Below are 21,650 nucleotides of genomic sequence, written 5' to 3' on the forward strand. Positions count from 1 at the left end.
TTTTTTGATTGAAACAAATGAAAATTTCCAGCCTATAATTCCATCTAAAAGAGTTATTACATATATCAGACAAACGCATAAATTTCCAAAAAAACATCTGCTGAAAATTGCTTCAACGAATATATTCGGAAAGAAGACGAAATATTGGAAGGTTTAGGAAATATTATTGAATTTTTACTCATAATTGAGAAAAAAGTTCAAACACTTCAATAACATCTATACCAGATCTTCGAGAGATATGAGGACGCGGACGGAAAACGGCTCCAATATTTTCTCGATAGATTCTTGTTTAACAGAAATGATGGGCGTAAACTAATTTTTAAGCAAAAAAAACATCCCCACATTTCCATGGACTGATCCCTGCCTTTTAATTTCAGAGATTATTTGTGAATATTCTCTATTTCTTTTCTTTTTCAAGGCTTTCAAAATACAATCTTTTAAAAAATGACAATTCACGCTCTAAATCTTTAATTTTTGATTCTAACTCGCTAATTTTGTCTTTTTTTTTATTCAAATTTTTGATTGTAGTGTTAGACATTCCACTTCCAAATTTATCAAATAACTTTTTCTGAATTTCGTCATAGGATAAACCTTCTTCAGTTAATTTCTTTGCAAATTCGATTTTTTCTCTGCTAGAACGAGGCATTTTGATCTCTCCAATCCACCTTGGATTTATTTTGATAAAAAAAAAAAATTCTACACCGAAGTATCAGTATTGTGCGCTTGACCCGTAAAATCATTCGAATGCTGTTTAATTATATGGTCTTCGAATTTTTCCTGAAAAACTTGATTAAATTTAGACTTCATTTGCAGAAGGAGAGTGAAACAATATCCTATTGCAATTCCATGTCCAAATCTAAACGGTATCATTAACCAAAGTGAATAATATTCGAAAATATACCCGGAAAAGCTTGGAACGGAGCGAGAAACAATACCAAAGGGTGAGAAGAAATTCACTATGATCAACCATATGATAATTATCAATATTCCACCTGTAAACCAAAGTAGGGCTTTTTTTCTTTTATCTGAAAAGAAGTCAAAATCCTGAGAGATAATATCCTTCTTGTTACAACTTCTAAAAAAGTGCAGCTTCTGTTTTATCAAAATCATGTTCATAGGACGGGTGAACAAAATTCTTTTTTTTTCGTTGGTATTGTCCCTAATTTCATGTTTAACTTTCTGAGCGACTCGAATTTCCCTTCGCATAATAATCCAGGATTTAATTGATATGACTAAAATCATCACTATGAGTAGTATACTTAAGAATAGTGAGAAATATGATAAAAGATTCTTCACGTAGAAATATACCATCAAAGGAGTTACTTCAATTGCAGATCCCCCAATTGCCCCAAATTGACCCGAATTTTCAACTAATGAGATCCAATCTATGTTCAGTGAAAAAATAATTCCAGGTGTACAATTGAAAAGGAAATGAATTGTTTCAATAAAAACCAATGAAATACTAAGAAAACTGAAGAAAATTTTCCAAAATACGGATGATTCTGCCTTAATCATGCCAATTAAGTATAGTATAACAAAAAATATTACAGCTGGTGCTAAATAAAAAAGAAAACTATTATAGTAATATATTAACAGCACCCCAGATGGATTAATTCCTCTAATAGGAATAATTCCAAATAAATCTCCGGAGGGATAAATGAGAAAGATCTCATAGAGTACTAAAAAAAAAAGAATTCCAGTTAGTTGTTTAGTTTTTACCATTTATGTTCAATGAATATAAAGTAACTCTAGTATTTAAATGATTACTATAAATTATCATAGTTATGATAAATATCTTTTATTAATCTCATAAATATCCTTTTTAACAAAGCGCTGATGGAGAATATTTTATAAATTACTATAGTTAAATATGGAAATATCATAACTCAAAAATATGTTCAAAAAAGATTTCAAAAGGACAACAAGATAAAATAAACATTTCATTTTCCAAATAATACCATTGAAAAGATCAAAAACTTAGAAATGATATTTTGATTGAATTAAATGAAAATTTACGGTCTATAACTCCATCTAATAGAATTATTACATATCATGGACAAACGAATAATTTCTAAAAAAACGATTTTTTAATAGTATCAAAAAGAAATCCCGCCAATCTTGCACCCATTTTTCTCTAAATTTTTTAACCAAACAACTTGTTCTTCCGATAATTGGAGATCTAAACCATCGAAGGCAATTGTCTTCAGATTGCCCAATTTTACAATTCGGGCCGGTAGAGTTGTTAATGCATTATGGGATAGATCCATATCTTCGAGGTTTCTCAATTCACAAAAACTACTGGGAATTTGCGGAATCTTATTTCCTTTGAACGAGATTGCTTTAAGATTCAAGAGATTTTTGATCCTTGAATCAATTTCATCGATCTTATTGTCATTTAAAATGAGAGAGGTCAGGTTGGGAAGATGAAATACTTCTTCAGGAATATTTTCAAATAAATTACCCCCTAGATCTAATTTTTTGAGAGTAGTTAGGAGCAGAACACTTTTGGAAAGCGATTTTAATTGGTTATGATGGAGATCAAGTTCTTCTAAATTTTCCAACCATCCAATCGTTTTAGGTAAACTAGTTAAATTATTTCGCCGTAACCCCAAAATTCTAAGGTTTTTTAATTGGAAAATATCCTCAGGCACGTTTTTTAGGCCACATTCATCTAAATCAAGGTTTGTTACACTTTTGTTCTCAATTGTGCGGATGCTAATGAGGGCTCTATTCGATTTTCCGATTTTATCCTCAAGAGTTTGAAGAAATTCAACTTCATTCTCCCAAAGTTCGGTTGTATTATAAAAAGAAGTTTTCTCGGGTGAGATTAGGATCCGGTTTGGATCAAGACTCGCTGATTTAGTAGATGCGATATTTTTTTTGTCTCTTTCTTCTCCCTTATCCATTTTTTTTAAAGGATCTTTCCTTTTCATGGGAGCATTTTGCTTTTTATCACCGTGGGTATGGTCATCCGTTTCGGAGGAAAATGCAGAGAGAAGATTGTTCAAAGAATCATTTGGTAACGAATTTTCTTTTTCCTTCTTTTTACGTAAGAATTTACTCATATGTATATGAGAGAAACCAAAATTGTTTTTAAATGTTTAGCGATGTGAGAATTTTGAATAAAGAATCAAATTAAGGGGAGTTTTTGTATCTTTCAAGAATCGAATTGCAATTGCAGTTTAGCCCTTTCAATAACGTTTTAATTAAGAAAAGACATTTTTGATGTACTTTAATTGAACTAACCGAAAATTTAATCGAGTATATGAAGGTTTTATTTCTATGTTTTACATTAACTATGATAGTTTCATTTTAGTTTTTTTATCAGCATTTTTGACAATAATTAGAACGAGGAAAAAAAATTACGCAAAAATAAGCGAAAGTATCCCTATATTAATCCCATAACAGAGAAAAGCAAGGAATAGTCCAGCTACAACGATAATTAGCATCTCATTAATGAATCGTTTTTGTGGTTCCAAGCTGGGGGTTTCCACAGCATAATTAGGACATTGAGTTATATTCAGTTTCATTCCCAAATACATTAGAATCGTTCCAGTGATTATTTCAATGATACAAAGACTAAAGAGCACGATCAAAGGGTTTACCCCATAGGATCCAAAATTAGTTTCAAATAATATGGTGATCATTGCACCGAAATTGAGCATCAACCCCCCTAAAAATCGAAAATAACTGATTTTTGTTGGTTCTATCCACCATGCCTTAAGATTGGTCTGACAAATTGGACAAGGGTGAGCCTTACCAAGTTCATTAGCAGATTTGGGTCGAAATTTAACACTTTTAGCACATTGAGGGCACCAATAGGCCATGCGAGGAATTCCATGAACCCATCCGGAAGTTGCGGGATAGATCCCGTTGGCATTTTCTAATGACTTGTTGGGAACATTAACGGCGAAGGGTTTTGTTTGTTCAATAGGACTTTCAGTTAAGTCCGGAATTCCAAGAAGGAACCATATTGCGATGGAGATTAGAACAGCCAGAACTATTAATACGAGGAAACGAGAAATAAAGTATCCTACCGAGCTGCCACCAACAAAACTTAAAATAACAGAAACAAATATTCGCAACCCTTGCAAAATCGACAAAATTTTGGGCATAATTCCATGTTTCCAATATAAAAGGAATAATGCAAAGGATGGACCCTGTCGAATCAAAGTTTCTATGAAATTTGCATAGCCGAGATTAATCAGGAGGAAAAGGTCCAAAATTCGGTACACTCCAGCCAGGAATAAAGCAAAACTGATCAATATGGCATGGTTTTTGGGAAGCAATTTTATATAATTCAAGTAACTAAATAATAATCCAAGAATTATGATCGATTGAATCGGGAGTAACACATCCATTATCTGCAGGAATACAGAAAAATCCATCTTGGTTTGAAAAAAACCGATAAAAATTTGGAATAGTAATAAAAATCCACATGCTGCCAATCCTAGATAGGTGATGCCATTATATTTTTTAGTGATATAATTCGTCATAATTAGACAATACTTGTCTAAATAATTATATAAAAGTATTGAACCATACTAAATCGTCTGAAGCGATTAATAATTTTAACAAATACTTAACTCAGTGGATTATGCAACTCAAGTTGATGAAGAAGAAAAATTTGAGATATTTGCACAAATCAAGAGTAAGCAAACAAACATTGTAGTGAGCTCGATTTCTGCATTCTCAACAAGAAAAAAATCCTAGTAACTTTTAAAATAACCCCCAACCTAACAGCTATAATTTGATAGAAGTAACTGAAAACTTAACCAACTTAATTCCGAATTTCAAGGAATTACTGCAATATAACTACGTAATCTATGCGATTTTAGACAAATCCTTGAAGGGGAGAGTATTTGTAGATCAATTACCGAACCCTAGAGTGGTTGTAGCTTGGGATAATACAGATGACTCTGGATTATATCTGGAAGGGCCTTATAGTTCCACGATAGCCAAAAAAATTAATCAGTTAATTGTAAGTGATATCATACCAACAGCAGTAAAGCTGGATGAGAGTAAAGATATGACCTGCTGCTTCGCCCCTCATGATGTATGGATTGATCACGTGGAAGGAGAAATATTCAAGGACGTTCCTGTTCGTCATGATACACGTAAATTCTTTCATTTTGAAAAGGGAAAAAATACCATTTTAAATTGGAAATATGAATTTCCACATCATTTTTCGGTGATTTATTACGATGGACTTCAGAAAGAAGCAAAATCTTGGTCTGGTGAATCCATTAACTTGTTCGATTTTGAAGGTTTTGATAAAATAGAACCCCTACTCTCCAACTCAAAAGATCCATTTGCATGTTGCATCATAGATAAAAAGCAAAAAAAAATAATAACACGAGTGTTTACGGATTGGAATAGCACAAATTTTGTGGAAACAGGCATTCAAACCACGGAGGAATATCGTAAGCAAGGATTAGGATCAAGATGTGCCGCAGCGATGTTGGAATTCGCATGTTCCCGCGGATATAAACATATTGGCTGGCATTGTTGGAGTGAAAACGTAGGATCAGCTAAAACGGCCTTACGAGCAGGATTTGAGTTTGAACGAAGTCATTCAGTATTCCATTTGTGGTATAATCAGTTTGATAATCTGATGCTTCACTTAGATCACTTGAATGATGGGGAAGATGGAAGAAACACGATTGATGTTTATCGGATTTTAGAAAACCATATTAGCTCTAACTCCCATGCATATCAAACATCATATTTCCAGTCACAACCGTATTATAGGCGGTGGATCACCCATATGAAAGTGGTGAGTTGTGGAAATGCAGGTGAAGAAGAAGCGGCAATAGAGGCACTGAACCAACTGAAGACAATGAAAGTAGATAATCTACAGGGAGTTATTGACGACTTAGGAAAAAAAATATTGAACAAACGATTGTGGGAAAATCCAATGTGGAAAGAAATAATTACTTCTATTGAATCCATTGAAAATTAAAGGACTTTACAATATTTTTTTTACTGTTTAAATTGAAAATCTAACTTTCTTAGAAATTTTCTAAAATAATAACTTTTAAACCTCAAATTTGTCATAAATTTCATAGCGAATGGACTTATTATTGAAAGAAAATCGGAAATTTAATGCATTTCTGTTATTGCTTTGTATTGCAATAGTGGGAATTTCATCCATCTATTTTTCTCAAGACGAGGAACAACATAAATTATGTAATTGTGTTAACATTCCACCAAGTATGGCCAGTGTGAGTTATCAAGTGGAGGATGAAGCGATCTATTTCTTTACAAATCCAAATGACACGAGTAACATTAATTATATCCAATTTTTTCTGTCATATAACGAAACAATCTTCTCTGATCTTAGATCTTATGTGACTTTCAACAATTCTCTTAGATTTAACGCAGGATTTTATGTGGATATTCGATCCAATAATAAGGATACCAATTTTCACATCCAGCAGAGAATAACTCCACAATATGTGAACTTGAATAAAAATTGGTATCGATCGGAAAGTATTGCTTGGATCCAATGGGTTAATAAAACGAACTCCGACGTGTATCTGGATCCTTTCGAAGGGGTGAAGATTCATGTTCTTTTTGGATCTCAGGAGTTGATAACTTGGGGAGATTCTTTCACCATATATTTAGCTTCAAGCCGTGAAAATGTCGATCAGATGCTTGAATTTAGGGTCGATTTACCTCTGGAAATGCCAACCGCATCCAACCAAATTATGGGACAATATTCCAAGGCTGAAACCCGAATGTATTGAAGGATATAAACTAAAATAAAAAAAAATGTTAACTCGAATTTTTTACTCTTCTTTAACAAAAAGCGCTTTAACATCCTTTTCAAATAGGAAAAAGGCAATTCCAAGCGGAAAAGCAAAAATCAAGAAGTAAGTGGAACTAAAGATGACCATATAGCGACAAATGCGATTTTTAAAGAAAAGGCCTATGGAACCAATCACAAGAATGAGAGAAATCGATCCATAATAGATCCCCAAAATCTCTAATTGAGTGCCAGTAACATCCATGGAATCACCGATTAAATCTACGAGAACATCGCTCATGGTTAAAGCAACCACCCCATAAGCAAGCATGATAACACCCAACAACAGTGAAATACTCGAAATAATGTTCAAGCGTGTTTTTGCCGGCATTTTCGATGGGATTGCAGCTTCTACAGGATGGTCTAACACATCCCGGGCGGCATAGAACAGAAGAAACATAGGTATTAAGAAATAAATAACACAGCAGAAAATGACTGCATATTCCCGTTCCCCTCCATAAATTTCAGTGGAAATTAACATTAACACAATTGATAAAACGGTACCAATTCCAAAAACAATAAATGTCTCTTTATATCCCTTTCGCAAGTAAAACAATGAGAATATAATCATCCCCACCACAATCGCTTCCCCAATCACCATTATAGGATTCATAGTGTGATAAAGGTCACCACTCCACTCCATGATATCCTGTAATTGGAGATCGATTCCAGGAAAAACATGCATTTCCAGCTCACGATGGAACATTTGATCGATAAAAAAGTGTGAAATTCCCCCTGCTGCGCTAGCACAGAACGCATTTTTCCAGGAGATTTCCTTAATCCCTTCATCCATAATAGTTAAGGGAAATCCCTTCGAGGAACGCTCCATTTTAAATCGTGAGATATAAGAAAATACAAGAGCCAATGGGATAGAAACAATGATATATCCAATAATATAATGGACCCCAGTTTCAATAAACCCAAAAAGAAAAGTAATATCGGGGCCAAAAATGTTCGTCATTAAGAAAATAAAAGCAAGTTTATAGCTGAATCGTTCTCGCGCGAAATAGAGAATAGGGATCAGCACACATAATCCATATACAATATGTCCAAAAGTTGGCATGATTAAATCACTTGAAAAGTTGTGTTGAAATTCTTCAATTAGTATTATTCTGCTGGAAAGAGTTTTAAAGCCATTGCCTCACTATTCCAAAAAAATAAAAAAAGTTGATAATTAAAATTCCCTTTTGAAAGACTATAGAAAGAAAAAACTCAAAAATTTTGCCGCTTTAGATAGCTAGAGTACGTAATGAAAAATGAAAACCAAGCGATTAAAAAGCTGAACTTGCAAAAACCATCGGGCACTATCGATTTTCTCCCTGAAGATATGGAAAAACGAAGATGGTTAACGCGTAAAATCGAAGATTCCTTTGCTAAATTTGGAATTCAGCAGATCGACATCCCTATGTATGATTTCTTTGATTTATATCGGATTCGATCTGGAGAGAAAATTATTAATGACATTTTTACCTTCCACGATCCTCCTAAACACCGCGCAACGGAAAATCCACCTTTATATGCCCTCCGTCCAGAATTTACCGCACCTTTTGTGCGTTTTTATATTACTAGCGAATTAATGTATCGACCTAAACCTCAGAAATATTTCTATATAGGCCCCTGTTTCCGTTATGATGAACCGACCCGTGGAAGATATCGCCAATTCACCCAAGCAGGCTTTGAAGTGTTTGGGGCCGATACACCAGCAGCTGATGCGGAAATGCTTATTGTAGCGATGAACTTGATGAAAGAATTGCAAATTCAAGAGTATCTTCTCCGGATAAATGATCTTACATTCCTTCGCACTTTCCTCCAGGAACAAAATCTATCCATGGCTATGCAAAACAAGGTTTTTGGGGTAATCGATAATATCGCGAGTTACTTACGAAAATTGGAAATTGGCGCATTAGAAGATCGAACTCAAGAAGATCTCATCGGAGATTATTACGCTATGATGAATGACTTGGAAATAGATCGAGACTTGACGGTTATTTTAGAAAATTTACTCTTACTCGTAGGGACAGCATCTGAAGTCATCGAGCAATTAAAAACCATTTTCACCGACTTTCCAGCCACTTTGGAAGCAATTAACAAATCAAATATTCCTGAAGTGTGCACCTTATTGGAAGCAGCAAATATAAATAACTATGTTGTAGACTGCGGTATTGCTCGAGGATTGGATTATTATACGAATACGGTATTTGAGATTGATGTTCCCGCACTCGGGAATGAAAAACAAGTCTGTGGAGGAGGGCGCTATAACGCCATGGTAGAAGAATTTGGAGGTGAATCTACCCCAGGTTTAGGTTTTTCTTTTGGATTTGAACGGCTAATTATCACCTTGGAAGAACAAGGTTTATTCAACCCCAAGGAAAACCGATCGGATCTTCTGATTGGAACCAAACCAGAAACTCGGGCTTATGGGATAACCATTGCCCAACAATTACGGGCGGCTGGTTTGAGTGTAGAGACGGATATAATGAATCGTTCCTTCAAAGCAACAGGGAAGTTTGTTAATCGAATGAAAATCCCATTTATGATGTTCTTAGGACCGCGTGAAATGGAAAACAAAAAATTTTCATTAAAAAACTTCACTACCCAAAATCAATTGAATGATTTAGATTTGGAAGCAGTAATTAAAGAGATTGAGACTTTTAAAAAAACTCAATAACCATTTTTTTTCTTATTTGACATATTCCCGTAAATGAGTGATTTTTAATAATTCAACGTTAACATCACGAGGATCTTTCCTATCATAAGTTAATCGAGCCACTCGGGCTTGGATAGAAGTATTTACATAGTCCCGTGCTGAAAAAATGGAAAGAAAACGATTTTTAAAATAATAGCGAAAACCTTGTTCAAACACTTGATGTCCCCGAATCACCATGTCCACACGATTGGTTTTGATAAAATTAGAAAAAATTTTAGGCCCAAACACGTAGAAGGATCCCCCTCGTTCAAAATTCGGACCATATAATAGGTTTTTTGAAAGATTTTCAATAGGATCATTCCATAAGATCTGTTGGGAAATCGGATCAATTAATTGGATATCAGCAAATTTATTTTGAAGATCTGTCTTCCTTAAATTGATAGCTTGTTTGGGATATTCAAGATTAATAGGAATACCCCCATGTAAAGCAAGAATATTAAAGCCATCGGAGTCAATAAATGCCGCTATAGGTAAAAGCTCAAAAAGACGAGCAAAATCAAGATAGAGATTTGTTCGAAAACGAGATTTCACATTTTTTTTAAAACCATAACTCGTGTTGACTCTTTGTTCCTCATGATTGCCTCGAAGTAAAATCACATCTTTGGGATGACGAAGATTGAAAGAAATTAAGTACAACAACGTATGAATATCCATTTCATTGCGATCAACATAATCCCCTAAAAACACGCATTTCATTCTTTTACCTTGTTGTTGGGCTTCTCTAAACATCGCTTCAAAATAATGAATTATGATATTCAAATCAAAAAAAGCTCCATGAATATCCCCAATAAAATAAAGAATCGTATCTTTTGGATTATAAACATCGATAAGGAGAGGTTTTTTTATATTCTTCTTGGAATATAATTGGATTATTTTTTCCAACAAGGCAGATATTTTCTGGGGAGCTGTTTCATCACCGTAATAACGTGTAAAGGAGATGGCTCGATTTTTTTGATTAAAATAATAATCCCAGAATTCCTGTTCCATTTTTATCCCTACAAAGATGAATCAAAAGTGTCCCGATTTGTTGTAAGTAGAAATAAGTGAAAAGATCCTTTGAATTTATGGATTATTGCTTTGGTGAAAATTTGGGAATGACATCAGGAAATCCAAAGGCCTTCAAGGGTTTTACACGGGAATAAGAAGAAGATGGAGCAATATGATCCCCCATTTTAAGTTCGGATTGTGAGACCGAATCGATTCGTTGCAAAATCGCCAGAATATCCTGATCCCCGGAAGAATTCTCAGAAACATTGGGTTTTTTAACTCTCTCCATAGTAAAATCTTCCCATTCATTTTCTGATTTTGACCTTTTAGTTTTTGAATCAATATCATTGGGAGATGAATCCTCGACTGTTGCTTTATAAATTTCAACTAAATCAGGATATTTTCCGATTTCCTCAATAATATTATCCTTTGAAGAGTGGGAATTCGGTGATCTCACTTCAGAGGGGTGGATTGAAGTATCTATAATAAATTCCTTTGACTCTGAATGATGGGACACAACATCTATTTCAGATGATGATGAGGGATGAATGGTATTGATTTCTGTTGGTGAGAATTCTTCTGATGGCACTGTGGAATTAGTAGCATCTAAAGAAGAATTTTCTGACATTAGACGGAGAGAATCGATATCAATTTTCTTGTTGAAAATTCGTTCTAATTGTTCAATTAAACCTTTTAAATACAATACTATTTCGGTTTTAGAAAGATCAAACTCGGATCTTGGTGAAGTATTGAATTTTTCAAGATAGTATAAATATTCATCTGCATTTACATTAAACTGCTTCACTATTGCGACATAAGCTTCAGAAAGGAGAAAAATGGATTGATGTGCCTTTTCTTTTTTAAGTTGTCTCAAATAGCCACTAAAATCTTGGTTTAACTTATCAAAAGAATTCTCATCGGCACTCATTGTTTAATATATCTTTTATTCTTAAGCTTAAAAAAATTTGTTTAAGCAATTTCAGAATTTCTCAACGATTAGTGATTTAACAGTCCAATTATTCAAATTGTTTCCATGGTTTTGTTAAGTGACCTTCAATGCTTAAAAAAAAAGATCTCTTTATTTTTGATATGGATGGTGTGCTCTACCGAACTTCGGAGCCTATCCCATCTGGAATTGCATGTGTGAAAAAATTACGGGATTTAGGGAAAATAGTGGTATTTCTGACAAATAATTCTTCAAAAACTCCTGAAAATTTTGCCCAAAAATTATATGACATGGGGTTACAAGTCGAATCGGAATTGATTTATACCTCAGCCACAATTACAGCAATGCAATTATCTTCTCAATATCGAAATGCCCAAGTATATGTGATTGGAGAACATGGATTATATCAAGCGTTGAAAGATCAAGGGTTTACTGTTTTAAATGAGATTTACCCAAATATTGAGGATTTAACAATCATCCCGGAAGATTTAACGGCAGATTTAGTAGTTGTAGGGTGGGATACTCATGTCAATTATAATAAATTTCGCGTTGCGATGATGTTAATATTAAAGGGAGCTCAATTCTATGCTACAAATGATGACGCTTCTTTTCCAGCCCCTGGAACATTTTGGCCCGGCTCGGGAGCAAACGTCGCTTTTCTTTCCACAGCCTTAGGAAAAGCCCCAGAAAAAATATTTGGAAAACCTTTTCCAGATGGAATTCAAACAATTTTACAACATTATCATAAGGATCCCGATTCGGCAGTTTTGGTAGGTGATCGTCTTTCTACAGATATTTTAGGAGGAAATCATGCAAAAATAACAACCGTTTTTGTAGAAACAGGCATTAATTCTCACGATGATGTATCACGAGTCTCGGAGGAACAAAAACCAACCTATACCTTCCCTCTTCTTTCTGATATGATAGACAAATATTTTTCATGAAAAGTTCATTTTTTTTTAGTTAGATGATGAAAAGTTCGGTATTTTAGGTTGCATTTTTATTATAGGTTGCATTTTTTGAAATTAGCAAGAAATTTTTTCGAAATTTTTTTGTGGAGTTGAATCCTTTTTTGAGTACAGATATCCAAGATTTAATCCAGAAGTTGGGCGATCGCAATACAAAGGCCCGTTTAGACGCAGCGAACGCATTAGCTCGCAAAGGAAATGAAGCTTTAGATGAAGTGACTAAACTTCTTAACCACGATGATTATACTTTTCGTCGAATCGCAGCATATGTGTTAGGTAAAATAGGAAACCCAGATTCCGTTGAAATTTTAGTCGAAGCTTTAGGCGATGATAACTCAGATGTCCGAAAGAGTGCAGCCCAAGCTTTGAATCGAATTGGAAAACCCGCAATTCCTCTGTTAATTCGAGCTTTGGGTAATATTTCCAAAGATGTTAGAGCAAGTGCAGTGTGGTCCTTAAGTAAGATGGGATCTATGGTTGTTGACCCCTTAATTGAAGCCTTAGCAAGTGAAGTTAAAGACGTTCGTGCAAGTGCTGTTTGGGCACTATCCAAAGTTGGTACACCTTCAATTGCACCATTAGTTCAATTGATTGACAATGATGAAAAAAATGTTCGTGAATCAGCCATTTGGGGTTTAGCGAAAATTGGTACTCCAGCGATTGAAAAACTAGCAGAACATTGGAACGTTCGTATTGGTGAAGATGCCCGTGAAGGGGAATCAGAAACCGATAGTGTCGATATTTCCGATTTGATTGCTGGCGGCGAGAATGCTATCAAGCAATGGATTAAATTTATGATTGATAATCGGCACAAACCAGAAGGGCTTGAATCAACCCCTGAATCTGAAGTTCCAAAAGAAGAATAATTAAATTAATCATATAATAATCATTATTTTTTTTTTAATTTTTAATGCAGTTCCTTTCTTCGCTTATCCTTCGCAATATATCTTCCACGTAATTCAATGTGATCAACTCGGGAGAGTATGAGTTCCATTTTATCTGATAACTGCGTACAATTTTGATAACCTTCAATAAATGCAGGATAGGTCCGATCAAATAAAGCACCATGAGTGCTTTGCAAAACTCGTTTGAAAAGATGTATATCCATGGCCATTTCTTCTATTCCAATATCTCGTTTGGCCAAACCAAAATCAATAAAAAATAATTCATTTTGATCAGTATAAAGAATATTTGAAGTTGTAAGATCTCCATGCATATGATCTGCAAGATGTAACGTAGCAACTAACCGTCCAATTTTTTGAAAGACTATTTTGATTTGAGAAGAATTAAAAGAATTCATCCGATCTTTCAAGCGATCTGCTTGAAGAAATTTCATGACAATTATTCCTTCAGAAGGCATTACCTCATAGACTGGTGGAACCGGAAAACCCATTTTTGCTAATGATAGTAATGCGCGCCCTTCAATTAATGTACGTTGTTTTCGGATTTGAATATCGAGTTTTTCTACTCGATAGGGTTTTTTTGATCGAAATTTCACCACAACATCTCTTTCAAACCATCTTCCTTGAAATAAAGTTGCTTCCGCTCCCTTTCGGAGAATTTTATTAACATGGGAAAAATTTAGATTTTTTATTTCGGCTAATAATGTATCTGAAATGACAGGAAAATTTTGACCAGACTGTTTGAGGTAAATACGATTTTCTACCTCCTTTTTCCAAGGAATAGGTACTTGATCCATCCGCCATTTTGGTTTTATTTTAGTGGCATCGATCAAATCAGCACCTCCTGAATGAAATTGTTGGATCCCAGCCCATGCGATCATTGCCCCATTATCACCTGCAACTTTGAGCGGTACGACATGAAATTCAGCATCATGATTTTTGGCGATAATGGAAATCATTTCTTGCAAACGTTGGTTCGCTGCCACACCACCGGTAAGTAATACAGATTTTTTCTCAGTATGTGCAATAGCTCGCTCAAATACTTCAGTTAACATCGCAAAAGAGGTTTCTTGCAGCGAATAGATGAGATCTTCTTGAGTATATTCCTTTTGCCATAAGTTTGGATTTCTTAGAAGAGATCGAATCTTGGAATAAAGACCCGAAAAGGATAAATCCATCCCTTTTACTATGTATGGAAGAGGAAAATATTTTTTTCCCAATTTTGAGAGAGATTCCATACGTGGCCCTCCAGGATGAGGAATTCCTATTTCACGGGCTACCATATCCAACATGTTTCCAATAGGTAGATCAAGGGTTTCTCCAAATACTTGATAATGGTCAGAATCAAAGGCGCTTATGATGGTATTACCCCCAGACACGTAAAGAGTGACTGGATCTTCAACCCCACACATTTCTCGCCCTATTTCGATATGAGCAATACAATGATTGACACCTACAAGAGGGATATTGAGTTTTAAAGATAAAGCACGAGCTACAGCGGCCCCAACACGTAAACAAGGACCAAGTCCTGGACCTTGGGAAAACGCAATTAAGCCAACCTCCTTCAACCGAATTTTTGCTTTTATTAAAGCGGATTTAAGTAGTGAATCGTAACAATTATAATGATGTTCAACAACATCTATAGGTTTTAATCCGCCTTCCGAAGGCATATATGTGTCTGATGATAACCCCAAAAGTTTACCCGTATCAGTAATAAGACCAACACTAAATGTATGTGCAGTACTTTCAATTCCTAAACAAATCACAAAGAAACCTCCAATTAAATGAAACGGACACCAAATAAAAATAATGTGAGGAAAAAAAAAAGAAATAAATCGTTTTTAATTATTGGATGCTTTCACTTTACGTTTAGCAGGGACTACTTTCCCAGATCGTTTAAATAAGGTATAACCACATTTGCCACAATGCATTCGATCATAATGATCAGCTAAGAAATTGCCCGGTCCACATTTTGGACAGGATTTTCGTGCTCGGACCACTTTATCCCCTTCAATAGTCCACATTGGACCTTTATTTTTATTTCGTGGGGGTTTCTGGGTCTTTTCTTTCGTTTTTACTTTACGTTTAGCTCCTCTTGCCATTGTTCATTCACTCCTAATTTTTCTTCTTCTTTTTCTTCTTGGATTTAATTTCTTTCCAAGCCGCGTCTCTTTCGCCCTTAGGCAGATTACGGATTTTTGAATAATTCGGTTCCAACTTAGAGGCCACATCTTCATTATCGTAAATGAGTGCGAGACCGTGGACATGAGGCATTCCAAACACAGGTTGCATCGTTTTGATAAAAGTTAATTCCGTTTTTGCGGTCTGCATAGCGGCTAATTTATCGCGAACTTCAATTCGATTTGGAGATCCAGCGCCGAGATGAGCAATCTCAAAAGAGATTTCTTTTCGGTGAAGGATACTGTTTTCTTTCACTTCGGTTATTTGAATATCGACCAAATATATCACCTGCTAGATCCAGTAGCATACGTTTTCCATGAGGGGACTATATGAGACCTTCTTTTCTAGCTTAAATTGTAAAAGGGAAGATTTGTAAAAAATTTATGGGTTTTCTTTCGAGAAACGGTCAAAACGGCATCAAACGGAAGGTAAAAGAATTTTAGATTTTTTCAATAGGTTCCATTTGATCAAAAATTTCTTGAAAGTGAGCTTTTACAACATCATCGTTAAAAATTCCTACACAACCGGAAGGTATATTTGTTCCTAAATCAGTCAAAGGTGGCTGTCCATAAAAGATAAAACAATTTGAAGTTTCTAATACAGCAGGAACAACAAGCAAATCTTCTTCACCATTGATTTTTATTATATATTGGTTAGAATTTGAAATTGTTTTACGGATAAAGGCAAAGATATCCTCCGCAATCATCCCACGCGGATTTAAAAATGAGATATATTTAAATTCTGATAGCGATGGAATTTTGATATCACCTCCACGTTGGGTCTCTCCGTCAATAAAACAATATTTTACAAAAGAACATAACTCTGGATGGGAAAGTAATGCTTGAGATACTACATCCCCCACACAAATGAGAACGGGATTATTTTTAGGGGATATTTCTTTACCTTGCCTTAAAAATTTCCCCTCATCAATGGATCTTATCCAATTAATTGCTTTAGGTATTGAAATCTCAGGAGAGCCTTCAAATAAATTTCCCATAAGATCTTCCGGGGAGGTAAATTTACGCATATCGCGTGTTAGTCGGTAGTACATCTATTCATAATAGAATAAGAAGGATTCAAAAAAAAAGTATGGAAAAGTGATTTTTCCCAACTTCATGAATTCTACATATTAAACGAATTTATGGTTTGATATACATGTTCTCTAAGGATCTGGTTGCGATGTTGACGGATCGATTTATTATTTTTCTTGAGTTCAAAATTGGTTCAAGATAACTCCGAAAATAGGTTCCAATCTTATCAATTTCCTTAATTCGTCTCCCAGCTTTGAATGAAAAAAGAACTGATATTTCCTGCCCAGATGACATTTCCCAATCAAAGAAGGCACGTTCAGTACAATTTTTTATAATTTCGGTAGTTAATTTAGCATACTTGCTTATTTCGTCAAACATTTTTTCAAACTTCACTTTCTGATACGCTTCAGGTACAAACCGGACCACTTCTCCTCCCAACTTTTAATCCCCTCCTCCATCTTAATAAAAAAGTCACATAATTCTATATCTTATAAATATCCTCCAAAGCGATGGAGGCATCGATTAAAGCATGATCCAAATGTTTTTCAGAATTAATTAGAGGTTTGATATAAGTTCGCAGATAATCGAGCATTTTGGAAATTTGTTCAGTACGAGCTTCAACATTTTCATTCACCAGAGTATTTACACTACGTTTTTCTGAAGACTCCCAAGCGCAAATTGCAAGTTCAGTATATTTTTGAGCGAGTGTATAACTAATCTGAGCATCTTTGCTAATATTTTGAATCATTTTATCAAACTCTACTTGACGACGTTGATTTGAAACAAAGCGAGTTGTATTGCTCATTTTTACTTTCCTCCTTCAAATTGAAAAAAAAAAAACAGCAGATAAGGATAAAGATGAAAAAGATTATTCTATTTAAAAAGAAAATAAATCAGAAGCTTCAGAATATTTTATACATAGTTTCCAAAGCCTTTGAAGCAATTTCAATGGATCGATCCAATTTTTTTCGTGAAAAGATGATTGGGCGCAATTTATCGCGCAATTTATCTAACATTTTGTCAATTTCAATGGATCGATAATCCGGACGTGCGGTAAAAAGAGTCAAAACGTCCTTTCCACCTTTGTTTTCCCATTCAGTTAATGCACTTTCAGAGCATTTTCGTACTAATTCGGGACTGATTCTCGCCTTAGCACTAATTTCTTGAATCATTTTCTCAAATGAGTCCGATCTATATTCGTGACTTACAAATCTGGTAATTTCATTCCCCAAGGTTTTCACCCACATACCATTCTAAGAAACATCAACGTAATAAATCGTACTATTTTGGAAATACATCTACATTTAAATTAGCTGAATTAAAGTTGAGTGGAAATGATAATCAGCGAGAAAAACACTTTTCTTTCAGATATACACCGAAAAGTACAATCTCCAATAAACAGAATGAATATCTAAGATTTGAATATCTAAAATTTGATAAGATTAAATAATTTTAATATACTGAGAAAAATCATGTTTACTAAAGCAATTGTTAGGACTCCATGCAAAAAAATGGTGGAAGGAATAACCACATCTCATTTAGGAAAACCAATATATGATATAGCTTTGAAACAACATCAAGCCTATATTCAAGCATTAAAATCCTGCGGCTTGGAAGTGATCATACTCCCAGCAGATGAACGATTTCCAGATTCCTGTTTTGTGGAAGATACTGCAGTTGTCAATGAAAAATTTGCAATAGTTGATCGCCCGGGAGCAATTACCAGACAGGGAGAACAAAATTCTATTCATGCCGAATTAAAAAAACATTATTCAGATATAAAGATCATAACGGCTCCAGGTACCCTAGAAGGTGGTGATGTGATGAGAATCGGATCAAAATACTATGTTGGGCTTTCAGATCGCACAAATCACAATGGTTTTAACCAATTTCGAGAAATCTGTTCACAGTTCAATTTTGAAGCCAATGCAATTGAAATGAATGAAATGTTGCACTTAAAAACAGGTGTAAATTACTTAGGAGATAATACTATTCTGGTAGCAGGTGAATTTATAGAAAAAGAAGAATTTAAATCGTTTACCAAAATAATTGTTGACCCAACCGAAAGTTATGCGGCCAATTGTATAAGAATTAATGCAAATATTATCATGCCGAAAGGTTTTCCCATTTTGAAAGCGAAACTGCAAAAAATTGGAGTATCCATTCTGGAATTAGAAATGAGCGAATTTCAAAAATTGGATGGAGGACTTTCCTGCCTTTCACTTCGCTTTTAGACAACCTTTTAGTTCAATTGGTCTAACAATCCGATTGGAAAAAAATTTTTAATAATTTTATCATTTTTAGTTATAGAACGTTAAATTTTCTTATTTTCGCATTTATGATTCATTTTTTTCATTTTTGTCAATTATCTTTAAGTAGATGGAATTTCTAAAGCTATTATCAAAAATGTGTTAGATGAAGGAATTCCTATGCCACCTATTATATCATCGCGCTCCCAAGAAATTATTCTAATATTCCATATTGAGTCGACAGAAACAAAAAATTTCCCGAAAAAAGCCATTGTAATGTTGATGCAAGATGTAACAGCACAGATGGGAGTTTCTTTGAATTTAGATCTAAAAACTCATTCACTAATAATAAAATGCAAGAACATTGATAGCTTTAAAATATTTTTTGAAATGGCCTGCATAAAAATCCCCTTATCATCTATACCTTCAGAGAAACCATTTGAAATTCAATTTACTTTCAATGCTATCCCCCCAACAATCCATGAAGTTGAGCTAATTGATTTCTTAGAGGAAAGATTCCAAGTGATGAATATCGGATTAAACCCAATAATAGGAACAGGAATCTATAAAATCATCTTTCCTTGCCAAGAAATGTATAAAATCGCCGTTATTGGAATGTTAGAACGAATGCATCAATTATCTATACCGTAACAGTTCAAGAATTAAGAATTAAATAAAAAAAGTATTATCGTACTCTAAGGGCATATTTACCGGGAGTATCAAAATTTAATCGTTTCGCTAAAACCGAGTGTTTTGGTTGCAGTACAACAACTGCACCCGAAAAATCTTCGGATAGTGTATGAGTTTTACACTTCGGACAATATTCTTTATGCGTAATTAAGTGGCACGTTTTGCAAGCACGTTCTTTTGTAATTATAATCACCTGATGTTAAATTTAATAAAAAATGGAACTAATCTTCCACTTCGAGGTTATCATCCACGATTTCCCCGCCTTCGCCTTCAATTTCTTCAGCAATCCATTCAATTTTCCCAAGAAATGGTTGACGCATGGTTAAACCTAATTTTCCAGATCGCCCAGTTCCCATTGAGACTGCAATAATTCGGCCTCGAACCATATCATCGACGGTCAAAATCTTGTTGGATTCCTTTCCTATAAAACGCTGATTCATATTTTCATAGGAAATAAAATCATCGCAAATTTGAGAGACATGACATAACCCATCTGAAGGACCTAAGCGAATAAAAGCCCCGAATTCTACGACTTCCACAACTGTTCCTTCAATTATTTCATGCAATTCAGGCATATAACAGAGAACAGTAAATGTACAAGAATGATATGTACTAGGGTCACCGTGAAGCAATTTTCCGTTCCCAAGTTCTAAAACATCAATACAGACAATAACGAAGCCGATATTTTCAAAAATTTGTCCATTAAATTGTTCTGAAAGGATTTCAAACGCGGCATCTTTAATATCGCCACCAAATTTAGTCGGAGGGATTTTCACGACATGCTGGAGAGTTAATTCTTTATACAAAGTATTTCGATCCTTGACACGCTAATGGGAGGAAAAATGCAGCATTTCTAAAAAAATTTTGCATAATGTAATCTAAAAGATTTGAATGGAATTGCGAGGAAAAGAAAAAAAGATATAAATTAGCTTTTAATTCGTTATTTAATCTGCTTACCACATATAAATTAGCTTTAAATCCGTTATTTAATCTGGCTTAATCTTAAACCAGAATTTATTTGGCTTAAGATGGATAAGAGGCGATCTTCAAAAGATTGCACTACATCTTTATTCTTATTTAGAGTTTTTTGAACAATTGGGAACATTTCCGCAGCAACGATGCAGCTTTTTTTGATCTTCTTGCGATGCCGGCGAGAAAGGGATTGAAATTGCATACCAAATTTTTGCTCTATAAGCGATTGAAAATTTTTTCTATTGTAAATAAAACCGTTGGGAAGATGTAAAAAAAGAGACATTAACTCCCAAAGAAGATGAGTATTATTCATCCCAAAGAAGTCTAGAATAAAGGCTCTTTGAAATTTATTCATATCAACAGATTGAGAATTCCAATAAGAAACAGCATAGAAAGCCAAATCAAAGATAGGACATAACCAATTATAGTGAGATTCAGCATTTCCAGAGTTGTGAGATGATTTTAGCGTGATTTCAGCAAATTCCATTTCAGAAAACAGATCTTGAATGTCTTGAGAAATCTTATTGTCAGCGACGAATACAAAATTATACTTATAACGTCTAGCATAAGTTAGCCACCGAATAATTTCGGCCTTTTGGGTGAATTCAGGTAATTTTGCAGGAATGGAACAAATCCGCTTTTGAGAACTGGGATAATCAAAAAGTTGAAGAGATTGGATGACCCAGAAATGTTGGTTAAAATGAATCAATTGGGAAAGAGAAGATAAGGCATAGAATAATCCGATTTTACTAAATGCCTCAATTAAAATAGAGCGATTTTCAACCACAATAGAATAACATTGATGCAATATTTCGGGCGAAAGAAATTCATTATGAATAGAATGATGTTTATGAAAAATTTGAGGGATTTGTTCAGGATCCAAATATGAAGCGGGGATGGGAGGGGAGTTTTCAATAAATTTGAGAATTGTGGATGTGCTAATTGAGATTTCTTTTTCGAACTGATTTTTTAATTGAGATGTGAGGGCGATATTCTCGAGAGTAATAGTGAGTTCATCTGAAAGAAGTAAAAAATGGGGATTAAAATGCAAAAACTTGGGATAAGGCAAGATTGGAATGTTGAGATCAATGAGTTGAAAATTCAAGGGAGGCTCATTCAATCCTTGAATGAAAACTTTAATTTTTCCCATAAGGTTACACAATTAATTGTTCCCAAAAAACTATAGCATCCTCGCAAAGACTCCGACTG

General features: G+C 34.4%; 24 protein-coding genes. 7 read left to right on the forward strand and 17 right to left on the reverse strand.

What is annotated here, in order from left to right:
* Positions 1-397 precede the first annotated feature (397 nt).
* The 4 genes from NEF87_RS06400 to NEF87_RS06415 all read right to left on the reverse strand — a co-directional run bounded on the left by NEF87_RS06400 (position 398) and on the right by NEF87_RS06415 (position 4,496).
* Complete coding sequence (locus NEF87_RS06400) at positions 398-646, reverse strand: hypothetical protein (RefSeq protein ID WP_371805591.1); 249 nt, start codon at positions 644-646, stop codon at positions 398-400.
* 50 nt (positions 647-696) lie between these two features.
* Positions 697-1,722: a hypothetical protein gene (locus tag NEF87_RS06405; RefSeq protein ID WP_457919134.1), complete on the reverse strand. Its 1,026-nt coding sequence runs from the start codon at positions 1,720-1,722 to the stop codon at positions 697-699.
* A gap of 374 nt (positions 1,723-2,096) precedes the next feature.
* The gene (locus tag NEF87_RS06410; RefSeq protein WP_457919135.1) at positions 2,097-3,065 is read right to left on the reverse strand and encodes a leucine-rich repeat domain-containing protein; all 969 of its coding nucleotides are present in this window, start codon (positions 3,063-3,065) and stop codon (positions 2,097-2,099) included.
* Between the two features lie 297 nt (positions 3,066-3,362).
* A complete protein-coding gene (locus tag NEF87_RS06415) occupies positions 3,363-4,496 on the reverse strand; it encodes a hypothetical protein (RefSeq protein WP_457919136.1) in 1,134 nt (377 codons plus the stop codon).
* 254 nt (positions 4,497-4,750) lie between these two features.
* On the opposite strand from NEF87_RS06415, the gene NEF87_RS06420 reads away from it, so the two are divergent.
* A complete protein-coding gene (locus tag NEF87_RS06420; RefSeq protein ID WP_457919137.1) occupies positions 4,751-5,962 on the forward strand; it encodes a GNAT family N-acetyltransferase in 1,212 nt (403 codons plus the stop codon).
* Positions 5,963-6,071: 109 nt separating this feature from the next.
* Complete coding sequence (locus tag NEF87_RS06425) at positions 6,072-6,749, forward strand: hypothetical protein (protein WP_457919138.1); 678 nt, start codon at positions 6,072-6,074, stop codon at positions 6,747-6,749.
* 42 nt (positions 6,750-6,791) lie between these two features.
* On the opposite strand, the gene NEF87_RS06430 is transcribed toward NEF87_RS06425, so the two are convergent.
* Positions 6,792-7,871 carry a hypothetical protein gene (locus NEF87_RS06430; RefSeq protein ID WP_457919139.1) on the reverse strand — a complete coding sequence of 360 codons (1,080 nt, stop codon included), beginning with the start codon at positions 7,869-7,871 and terminating at the stop codon, positions 6,792-6,794.
* A gap of 186 nt (positions 7,872-8,057) precedes the next feature.
* Between NEF87_RS06430 and hisS the strand changes: the two genes are divergently transcribed.
* The gene (hisS, locus tag NEF87_RS06435) at positions 8,058-9,476 is read left to right on the forward strand and encodes a histidine--tRNA ligase (protein ID WP_457919140.1); all 1,419 of its coding nucleotides are present in this window, start codon (positions 8,058-8,060) and stop codon (positions 9,474-9,476) included.
* 12 nt (positions 9,477-9,488) lie between these two features.
* Here the strand turns inward: hisS and NEF87_RS06440 are convergent, their stop codons facing one another.
* Positions 9,489-10,502 carry a metallophosphoesterase gene (locus tag NEF87_RS06440; protein WP_457919141.1) on the reverse strand — a complete coding sequence of 338 codons (1,014 nt, stop codon included), beginning with the start codon at positions 10,500-10,502 and terminating at the stop codon, positions 9,489-9,491.
* An 82-nt stretch (positions 10,503-10,584) separates the two neighbouring features.
* Entirely contained in the window at positions 10,585-11,430 is an 846-nt protein-coding gene (locus NEF87_RS06445; protein WP_457919142.1) for a hypothetical protein, read from the reverse strand.
* 128 nt (positions 11,431-11,558) lie between these two features.
* Here NEF87_RS06445 and NEF87_RS06450 point away from each other — a divergent pair, with 128 nt between their 5' ends.
* Positions 11,559-12,392 (forward strand): HAD-IIA family hydrolase, encoded by an 834-nt coding sequence (locus tag NEF87_RS06450; RefSeq protein ID WP_371805601.1) that lies wholly within the window; start codon positions 11,559-11,561, stop codon positions 12,390-12,392.
* A gap of 128 nt (positions 12,393-12,520) precedes the next feature.
* Entirely contained in the window at positions 12,521-13,282 is a 762-nt protein-coding gene (locus tag NEF87_RS06455; protein WP_371805602.1) for a HEAT repeat domain-containing protein, read from the forward strand.
* Positions 13,283-13,323: 41 nt separating this feature from the next.
* Here NEF87_RS06455 and NEF87_RS06460 read toward each other — a convergent pair whose 3' ends face one another.
* The 7 genes from NEF87_RS06460 to NEF87_RS06490 form a co-directional block, all read right to left on the reverse strand.
* A complete protein-coding gene (locus NEF87_RS06460; protein ID WP_457919143.1) occupies positions 13,324-15,084 on the reverse strand; it encodes a bifunctional N(6)-L-threonylcarbamoyladenine synthase/serine/threonine protein kinase in 1,761 nt (586 codons plus the stop codon).
* A gap of 75 nt (positions 15,085-15,159) precedes the next feature.
* Entirely contained in the window at positions 15,160-15,420 is a 261-nt protein-coding gene (locus NEF87_RS06465) for a 30S ribosomal protein S27ae (RefSeq protein WP_371805604.1), read from the reverse strand.
* Between the two features lie 13 nt (positions 15,421-15,433).
* A complete protein-coding gene (locus NEF87_RS06470) occupies positions 15,434-15,778 on the reverse strand; it encodes a 30S ribosomal protein S24e (protein WP_371805605.1) in 345 nt (114 codons plus the stop codon).
* A 160-nt stretch (positions 15,779-15,938) separates the two neighbouring features.
* On the reverse strand, positions 15,939-16,550 hold the full coding sequence (locus NEF87_RS06475; protein ID WP_457919144.1) for a DUF359 domain-containing protein: 612 nt from the start codon (positions 16,548-16,550) through the stop codon (positions 15,939-15,941).
* A gap of 88 nt (positions 16,551-16,638) precedes the next feature.
* The gene (locus tag NEF87_RS06480; protein WP_371805607.1) at positions 16,639-16,968 is read right to left on the reverse strand and encodes a hypothetical protein; all 330 of its coding nucleotides are present in this window, start codon (positions 16,966-16,968) and stop codon (positions 16,639-16,641) included.
* A gap of 43 nt (positions 16,969-17,011) precedes the next feature.
* Positions 17,012-17,335, reverse strand: a complete 324-nt coding sequence (locus NEF87_RS06485; RefSeq protein WP_371805608.1) for a hypothetical protein — start codon at positions 17,333-17,335, stop codon at positions 17,012-17,014.
* A 97-nt stretch (positions 17,336-17,432) separates the two neighbouring features.
* Entirely contained in the window at positions 17,433-17,762 is a 330-nt protein-coding gene (locus NEF87_RS06490) for a hypothetical protein (RefSeq protein WP_371805609.1), read from the reverse strand.
* Between the two features lie 240 nt (positions 17,763-18,002).
* On the opposite strand from NEF87_RS06490, the gene NEF87_RS06495 reads away from it, so the two are divergent.
* Together NEF87_RS06495 and NEF87_RS06500 are read left to right on the forward strand one after the other, a co-directional pair.
* Positions 18,003-18,764: a dimethylarginine dimethylaminohydrolase family protein gene (locus NEF87_RS06495; protein ID WP_371805610.1), complete on the forward strand. Its 762-nt coding sequence runs from the start codon at positions 18,003-18,005 to the stop codon at positions 18,762-18,764.
* Between the two features lie 195 nt (positions 18,765-18,959).
* Entirely contained in the window at positions 18,960-19,430 is a 471-nt protein-coding gene (locus NEF87_RS06500; protein ID WP_457919145.1) for a hypothetical protein, read from the forward strand.
* A 34-nt stretch (positions 19,431-19,464) separates the two neighbouring features.
* Here NEF87_RS06500 and spt4 read toward each other — a convergent pair whose 3' ends face one another.
* From spt4 to NEF87_RS06515, 3 genes are all read right to left on the reverse strand, one after another.
* The gene (gene spt4 / locus NEF87_RS06505) at positions 19,465-19,662 is read right to left on the reverse strand and encodes a transcription elongation factor subunit Spt4 (protein ID WP_371805612.1); all 198 of its coding nucleotides are present in this window, start codon (positions 19,660-19,662) and stop codon (positions 19,465-19,467) included.
* 28 nt (positions 19,663-19,690) lie between these two features.
* On the reverse strand, positions 19,691-20,275 hold the full coding sequence (locus NEF87_RS06510) for a DNA-directed RNA polymerase (RefSeq protein WP_371805613.1): 585 nt from the start codon (positions 20,273-20,275) through the stop codon (positions 19,691-19,693).
* A 176-nt stretch (positions 20,276-20,451) separates the two neighbouring features.
* A complete protein-coding gene (locus NEF87_RS06515) occupies positions 20,452-21,591 on the reverse strand; it encodes a glycoside hydrolase family 20 zincin-like fold domain-containing protein (RefSeq protein WP_371805614.1) in 1,140 nt (379 codons plus the stop codon).
* Positions 21,592-21,650: the final 59 nt, after the last annotated feature.

This window comes from Candidatus Lokiarchaeum ossiferum (genome assembly GCA_025839675.1).
GTDB classification, from domain to species: Archaea; Asgardarchaeota; Lokiarchaeia; order Sigyniarchaeales; family Promethearchaeaceae; genus Lokiarchaeum; species Lokiarchaeum ossiferum.